At 49.7% G+C, this 1,658-nt stretch carries 1 rRNA gene; it reads left to right on the plus strand.

The features are described from left to right. A 23S ribosomal RNA gene (locus tag FTV41_RS14115) occupies positions 1-1,658 on the plus strand; the annotation flags it as partial.

Genomic DNA, 1,658 nt, shown 5'->3' on the forward strand with positions numbered 1-1,658 from the left:
GAAAGACGTGATAGCCTGCGAAAAGCTCCGGGGAGGCGGCAAATATCCTTTGATCCGGAGATTTCTGAATGGGGAAACCCACCTACCTTAAGGTAGGTATCGTATGATGAATACATAGTCATACGAAGCGAACGCGGGGAAGTGAAACATCTCAGTACCCGTAGGAAAAGAAATCAATTGAGATTCCCTCAGTAGCGGCGAGCGAAAGGGGAAAAGCCCATTAAGTTATGTGTGTTTTAGTGGAATGCTCTGGGAAGTGCAACCATAGTGGGTGATAGTCCTGTACACGAAAGGGCACACATAATGATGACGAGTAGGGCGAGGCACGTGAAACCTTGTCTGAATATGGGGGGACCATCCTCCAAGGCTAAATACTCCTGACTGACCGATAGTGAACCAGTACCGTGAGGGAAAGGCGAAAAGAACCCCTGTGAGGGGAGTGAAATAGATCCTGAAACCGCATGCATACAAGCAGTGGGAGCCAACTTGTTTGGTGACTGCGTACCTTTTGTATAATGGGTCAGCGACTTATATTCAGTAGCGAGGTTAACCGAATAGGGGAGCCGTAGAGAAATCGAGTCTTAATAGGGCGTATAGTTGCTGGGTATAGACCCGAAACCGGGTGATCTATCCATGAGCAGGTTGAAGGTTGGGTAACACTAACTGGAGGACCGAACCCACTGTCGTTGAAAAGCCAGGGGATGACTTGTGGATAGGGGTGAAAGGCTAATCAAACTCGGTGATAGCTGGTTCTCCCCGAAAGCTATTTAGGTAGCGCCTCGGACGAATACCATTGGGGGTAGAGCACTGTTTCGGCTAGGGGGTCATCCCGACTTACCAAACCGATGCAAACTCCGAATACCAATGAGTACTATCCGGGAGACAGACTGCGGGTGCTAACGTCCGTAGTCAAGAGGAAAACAATCCAGACCGCCAGCTAAGGCCCCAAAATCATAGTTAAGTGGGAAACGATGTGGGAAGGCATAGACAGCTAGGAGGTTGGCTTAGAAGCAGCCACCCTTTAAAGAAAGCGTAATAGCTCACTAGTCGAGTCGGCCTGCGCGGAAGATGTAACGGGGCTAAAACTATGTGCCGAAGCTGCGGATGCATAATTTATTATGCGTGGTAGGGGAGCGTTCTGTAAGCCGATGAAGGTGGATTGAGAAGTCTGCTGGAGGTATCAGAAGTGCGAATGCTGACGTGAGTAACGACAAAACGGGTGAAAAACCCGTTCGCTGAAAGACCAAGGGTTCCAGTCCAACGTTAATCGGGGCTGGGTGAGTCGACCCCTAAGGCGAGGCCGAGAGGCGTAGTCGATGGGAAATTGGTTAATATTCCAATACTTCAGTGTAATGCGATGAGAGGACGGAGAAGGTTAAGTCAGCCTGGCGTTGGTTGTCCAGGTGAAAGGAAGTAGGCATGCATCTTAGGCAAATCCGGGGTGCTCTATGCTGAGATCTGATAGCAAGCTGTACTTGTACAGTGAAGTGGCTGATACCCTGCTTCCAGGAAAAGTCTCTAAGCTTCAGTTACACTGGAATCGTACCCGAAACCGACACAGGTGGTCAGGTCGAGTAGACCAAAGCGCTTGAGAGAACTCTGCTGAAGGAACTAGGCAAAATGGTACCGTAACTTCGGGAGAAGGTACGCTGTTGATG

The organism is Acinetobacter sp. YH16051 (genome assembly GCF_013417135.1).
GTDB lineage: Bacteria > Pseudomonadota > Gammaproteobacteria > Pseudomonadales > Moraxellaceae > Acinetobacter > Acinetobacter towneri.